At 71.6% G+C, this 6,557-nt stretch carries 3 protein-coding genes; all 3 read left to right on the top strand.

All coding sequences use genetic code 11. The annotated features are described in order from the left end of the window. Positions 1 to 45 precede the first annotated feature (45 nt). The 3 genes from ACWGDE_RS34315 (at position 46) to fxlM (ending at position 6,508) form a co-directional block, all read left to right on the top strand. Positions 46 to 3,102 (top strand): lantibiotic dehydratase, encoded by a 3,057-nt coding sequence (locus ACWGDE_RS34315; protein ID WP_453392968.1) that lies wholly within the window; start codon positions 46 to 48, stop codon positions 3,100 to 3,102. Next, positions 3,099 to 4,370 carry a lanthionine synthetase C family protein gene (locus ACWGDE_RS34310; RefSeq protein ID WP_453392969.1) on the top strand — a complete coding sequence of 424 codons (1,272 nt, stop codon included), beginning with the start codon at positions 3,099 to 3,101 and terminating at the stop codon, positions 4,368 to 4,370. The genes ACWGDE_RS34315 and ACWGDE_RS34310 overlap by 4 nt, the downstream gene beginning before the upstream one ends. Positions 4,371 to 4,438: 68 nt before the next feature. Then, the gene (gene fxlM / locus ACWGDE_RS34305; protein WP_453392967.1) at positions 4,439 to 6,508 is read left to right on the top strand and encodes a methyltransferase, FxLD system; all 2,070 of its coding nucleotides are present in this window, start codon (positions 4,439 to 4,441) and stop codon (positions 6,506 to 6,508) included. Positions 6,509 to 6,557 lie beyond the last annotated feature (49 nt).

Here is a 6,557-nt window from a genome sequence, read left to right as displayed (position 1 = left end):
GCACCCGGCCCTCCCTACATACGTTGACGCTTCACGGAGGTACAGGTGGAAAGCCCCGTATTTCGCTCCGGCCGCACGGCGCTCGTGCGCGCGGTGGCATCCCCCACCCCTCCACTGCTGCCCTGGCCCAACCTGGCCGACCGCTCCCCCGGCGTCTTCACCGGACAGCTTCCCTGGCTGCGTGCGGTCCGCGACACGGGCACCGGCAACGCGTTGTGGCACGCCAGCCCGGCACTGGGCCGGGAGGTCGACGGCCTCCTGTCTGCTGAACGGTCTCGGCCGCGCGATGTGCGACGGGCGGCGCTCTCGGTAGCTCGGTATTTGCTGCGGGCACACGGTCGTCCCACGCCCTTCGGGTACTTCGCCGGCGTCACCACCGCGGGGTTCGGCGGTTCAGCCCGTGCGGACTGGGGCTTCGAACACCTGCCGGTGGCCCGTGCATCCGCGGACTGGATGGAGCAGATCATCGCCCGGCTGGAAGCCATGCCCGAGCTGCTGGCTCGGCTTCCGGTGGTCACCAACACCACCCTCGCCGAACGCGGGGACCGTCTCGTCGTCCCATACCAAGCCGATTCTCGAGCCGCCCGGCAGCGCGCCGTCGAAGCGTCGCTCCGTTTGACGGGCCCCGTGGCTGCTGTGCTCACGGCCGCACGGACCCCCACCTCGATCGGAAACCTGATCGTAAAGGTCCTGGCGGAGTTCCCCTCGGCTGGGGAGGCCACGGTCGACGGGTTCGTGCGCGAGCTGATGAGGGTCCGCGTCCTGATCAGCTCCCTGCACGCACCGAGCACCGAGACCGACGCACTCGGCTACCTGCTGGCCCAGCTCGACGCCGTCGGGGCTGACGAGGTCATCGGTGTCTCTGAGACCATCGCCACCCTTCGGGCTGCCCACTCCGACCTTCAGCACGTCGGCAGACACGAGGCCGCCGGCGTTCGGATGCGCGCCTTGGCGCCTGGCCTGCGCCGGCACCCGGTCGCCGTGGACACCCGGCTAGCTGGGACCGTCGTGTTGCCGGCGCCGGTCGCGCAGGAAGCGGAACGCGCCGCTCTCCTCCTGGCCCGTGTGAGCCCCGCGCCGTTCGGGACGCCGGACTGGAAGGCCTATCACATGCGGTTCTACGAGCGGTTCGGCATCGGCTCCATGGTTCCGGTGCTCGACGTGGTCGCCGACAGCGGCATCGGCTACCCCACCGGATATCCGGGGACCGGCCCTACGGAGCACAGACCCCGGTTGACGGACCGTGACCAGGTCCTCCTGCGCCTGGCGCAACAGGCTGCCCTCGACGGCCGCCGCGAGGTGCTCCTCGACAACGACACGATCGACGCCCTGACCGTGGGCAGCGAACCGGCACGGCTCCCGCCCCACCTTGAGCTGGGGTTCCGGCTCCGCGCGCCCGAGATCGGGGCACTGGACAGGGGCGACTTCCGCCTGGAGGTGCTCAGCGTTTCCCGGGGCGCCGGGGTCGGCACGGGTCGGTTCCTGTCGGTGCTCGACTCCGCGCAGCGGCAGGCCTTGATCGACGAGCTCAGCGCGCTTCCGGCTTCCGACCCCGACACGGTCGCCATGCAGCTGTCGTTCCCGCCGCTGTTGCCGGACAGCGCTCACGTCACCAGGACGCCGCATGTGCTGCCCACCGTGATCAGCCTGGCCGAGCACCGGCCTCCGGCCGACGACGTGCTGACCGTCGGCGACCTGGCGGTGGGCTGCGACGGGCGCCGGATGTATCTCGCAGCCCCCGGACGCGGGCACCGCGTGGAGGCGGTGGGGATGCACGCGCTGAACCTGAACACCCACACCCCGCCTCTGGCCCGGTTCCTCACCGAGCTGAGCCGTGCCCAGTGCACACAGGTCACCGTGTTCGACTGGGGAGCCGCCGCCCAACTGCCCTACCTTCCCCGCCTACGGGCCGGCCGGATCATCCTGGCGCCGGCTCGCTGGCAGCTGCATGCCGCCGAGCTCCCGGCCGCGAACCGCCCGTGGGAGGAGTGGGACGCCGCGTTCGGCACCTGGCGTGACGCCCGTAAGCTCCCCCTGGTTGTGCACGTCGGCGAAGGCGACCGGCTGCTGCCGCTCGACCTCACCATCCCCGCGCACAGGGCGCTGCTGCGCGAGGACCTGGACCGGGCCCGCGCGGTCACAGTCGCCGAGGCCCCGACCGCGACAGAGCTGGGGTGGTGCGGCGCCCGGGCCCACGAGATCGTCGTCCCGCTCAAGGCCAGCCGTCCGCCGGCCTGGCCCCGCCTGCCCAAGCCCACGTCCGCCCGAACTGTTCGGCGGGACCTGGTCCACACCCCCGCCGTCTCGCCGGTTCTCCTGGCCAGCCTGTACGGGGACATCCGCCGCCAGGACATCCTGCTCGGGGAGCACCTGCCGGACCTCCTCGACCGACTCGGCGCCCCACCCTGGTGGTTCGTACGGTTCCGCGACCCTCATCAGCATCTGCGGTTGAGGTTCGCCCTGCCCACCGCGGACGCCTTCGCCACCACGGCCGGCACGGTGAGCGCATGGGCGGACGAGCTCCGGCGGGACGGGCTGCTGTCGGACCTCCGCTATGCCACCTCCTATCCTGAGATGGGCCGGTGGGGCGAGGGACCGGCCTGGGCTGCGGCTGAAGAGGTCTTCCGCGCCGACTCCCGCGCCGTCCTCGCCCAGCTCACCCCCACGCCCCGACCGGGCCGGCGGGCATTGGTCGCCGCGCACACCGTGGCCATCGCCTCCGCCTATCTCGGCAGCACGGCGGAGGCGATGGCGTGGCTGATCGACCACATCCCGCCCGTGCCCCCGGCACCGGTGGCCCGCCCGGAGTTCACCGAGGCCGTCGCGCTCGCCAACCCGAACGACGACTGGGCAGCCCTGCGGTCCGTTTCCGGCGGCGAGGCGATCGTCCAGGGATGGAACGGCCGAAGCGAGGCCCTGGCCGCGTATCGACACCACCTCCCCGGCCCCGATACCCAGGGCATCGACGCCGACGACGTGCTGACCTCCCTGCTCCACGTCCACTTCGTACGCGCCGTCGCCGTCGACTTCCCCGAAGAAGCCCTCTGTCTCTACCTCACGCGAGCCGCGGCCCTCGCCTGGACCGCCAGGAGGTCTCGCTGATGCCCCACCCCGCCCTCGGCTTCGCCCGGGAAATCGCCGACCGGCTCGCCTACCCCGCCACCTCCGTCGGCGCGGTGGCCGCCTCCGACTGGCGCAGGCAGTCCCTCGGCCACGGCGTTCCCGGTATCGCGCTGCTGCACATCGAACTCGCCGCCGCCGGCCTCGGGCCGTGGGACCGCGCCCACGCCTGGCTCTCCGCCACTGCCGGGCAGCCGCTGACCACCGGGGCCGACAGCCACCCCTTCTACGGGGCGCCGGCGTTCGCCCACACCCTGGCGTGCGCGGCCGAACGCCTTCCCGGGGCCTACGGGGCCGCCCTCGACGCCCTGGACCGGCAGATGGTCACCGACGCTCGCCGCCGACTGACCGCCGCCGAACAGCGCATCGAGGCCGGGCAACTGCCCGCGCTCGCCGAGTTCGACGCGATCCGCGGTCTCACCGGCTACGGCGCACACCTCCTTCGCCGACGCCCCGACAGCGACATCGTCCGCGCGATCCTCGACTACCTGATCCAGCTGACCCAGCCGCTCACCCACCGGGGCGAGACCGTGCCCGGATGGTGGACCGCCTCCGGACCATCCGGCCGGCTCGACGACCGCTACCCCGACGGGCACGCCAACACCGGCGTCGCCCATGGCATCGGCGGAGTCCTTGCCCTCCTCGCGCTCGCCGCGCATCGCGGGACCATGGCCGCCGGGCACCGGGAGGCCATCCGCAGCATCCTGGACTGGCTGGACCGCTGGGAGGTCAACGTCGGCCAGGGACCGTCCTGGCCGTACTGGGTGACCCTTCCCGCCCTGCGCAGCGGACACCTGCCCGTGGGGCCGCAACGCCCGTCCTGGTGCTACGGCACCACCGGACTCACCCGTGCCCAGCAGCTCGCCGCCATCGCCCTCGGCGACGGAACGCGTCAACTCGCCGCCGAGCACGCACTTCTGGCAGCGCTGACCGACCCGAATCAGCTCCGCACGACCACCGACAACGGCCTGTGCCACGGCTTCGCAGGCCTCGCCCACATCGCCACCCGGGCCGCCTCGGACGCCTTGCCCACCACCGCCGACCAGCTCCAGGCCGTACTCCCCGCGCTCCTGTCAGCCGTGCACCCGCCTGGCAGCGACCCGGCCATCGCCGCAACCGAGCTTCTCCACAAGCAGGAACCCGGCCCGGGACTCCTCGACGGTGCCTCGGGCATCGCCCTGGCCCTCCTGGCACCGGCCACCAATGCGCCGCCCCGGACGTCCTGGGACACCTGCCTGCTCATCGCCTGAAACAGAGCACCGCACGGGGACAGCCCCACCGAGCCACCCGCCGCACATCCACATGAAGGACCTCACCGATGCAGGGCACCTGGCACCAGATCAACGTCACGTTCGCCGATCGCGCCACCGCACAGCAGGCGATCACCCAGACGCTCGGCCCCGCCCTGATCAAGGCCGAGCACCGCGGGGAGATATCCACCTGGTGGTTCATGAACAAGCAGCCGTGGAAGCTGCGTGTTCGCGCCGCCGGCGACGAGACCCCCACCCTGCGGGAGGCCATCAGCGAACTCGTCCAAGCCCATCAGGTCCTGCAGTGGAATCCCACCATCTACGAACCCGAGACACTGGCGTTCGGCGGGACCGAGGCCATGGAGGCGGCCCACGAGCTGTTCCACACCGACAGCCGCCACCTGCTCACCTACCCCGTCCAGGCCGGACACCTCGGCCGCCGCGAGACCGCCGTCCTCCTCGTCAGCGCGATGATGCGCGCCGCCGGCCTCGACTGGTACGAGCAGGGCGACGTCTGGGACAAGGTCGCCGCCGAACGCCCCGCGCCGCCCATCCTGGCCTCCGAACTGGACGCGGCCATGCGCTCCCTGTTGACCGTCGATGCCCGCAGCCTGTGCCGGGACGACGGCCCGCTCCACGGGCACGCCGACTGGGTCCGCGCCTTCGCACGGGCCGGGACCGCGCTCGCCGTTCTCAACCACCAAGGCCTTCTGCGCCGAGGCCTCCGAGCCGTCCTCGCCCACCACACGATCTTCCACTTCAACCGGGCCGGCCTCCCCCTGGAGGACCAAAGCGCCCTGTCCACCCTCGCCCGAAAGGCCATCATGGGAACGAGTGACTCCCCCGCGTCCACACCCGCCGACACCTCCGCCGCCGATAGCGTCGGCGCGGTGAACACCGACACGCTCACCACCCCCGACGCCACCGCGGAACAGCTCCGCAACGCCCTCGTCGACCAGATCCGAAAGGAGGGCCGCGCGACCAATCCGGCCGTGGAAGCCGCGCTGCGGACCGTACCCCGGCACATGTTCGTACCCGACTCCTCGCTCGACGAGGCCTACGCCAACCAGCCCGTACACGTGAAGTACGACACCGACGGCACGTCCATCTCTTGCGCCTCCCAACCCGCCGTTGTCGCGCTGATGCTCGACCAGCTCAAAGCTCAGCCCGGCGAACACATTCTCGAACTCGGCGCCGGCACCGGCTACAACGCCGCCCTGATCGCCCACCTCGTCGGCGACACCGGTCACGTCACCACCATCGACGTCGACGACGACCTGGTCGAGGGCGCCCGCCAACACCTGGCCGCGGCCGGATACACCAACGTCGAAGCCCTGACCCGCGACGGAGCCATGGGCCACGTCTCCGGTGCGCCGTACGATCGGATCATCGCCACCGTCGGCGCCCACGGCATCCCGCACGCCTGGCTCGACCAGCTCGCCCCGGGCGGACGGCTCGTCGTTCCCCAGCGGCTCAAGGGCAGCGTCTCCCGCTCCATCGTCTACGAGCGCCGAGACGACCGATGGGTGTCCCTCGGCAGCGAGATGAACACCTTCATGCCGCTGCGGCGCGGCATCGCCGACGACGACCGACGCGTCGTTCCCCTCACTGCGGACGGCACCGTACGCCTGCAAGCGCCGGCCGGAACCCCCATCAACGCCGAGGCGCTGGCCCACGTGCTCGAAGAGCCGCGGGTCGAGGAGTGGACCAGGATGACGGTCCGTGCCATGGAATCGCCCGAGTGGATGGAGCTTTTCGTCAGCTGCTCCTTCGCCTCCGGCCTGATCCGGATGCTGTTCCCGGCGACCGCCAAGAGCACCACCCTCACGGAAGACCCCTACCCCTCCTCCACCGCGGTCACCGACAAGGGTGCCCTGGCGTACCTCGCCCGGCGCCTCTCGGACCAGACCACCTCCGACGGCGGAAAGTTGTGGGAGTTCGGCGTCATCGGTCACGGCCCCGGCAGCGACGAGCTCGCCGCCAAGGTCGCCGACGCAATCCGCATTTGGGACCGCAATTACCGGGGCCAGGAAGCCAACTTCGAGCTCCAGTCCCTGGAGACCCCGGGCCCCGACGAGCGTCCCGGACGGTTCACCGTCGACACGCCCCTGAACCGGATCGTCATCGACTGGAACTGACCGTGCGCCCATGACCGTGTGGTGCCCGCAGCCCGTTCCCCCGCGGCGG

This window comes from Streptomyces sp. NPDC054956 (assembly GCF_053609185.1).
Note: the sequence above shows the minus strand (reverse complement) of the source record. Positions and strands in the feature narration are given on the sequence as shown.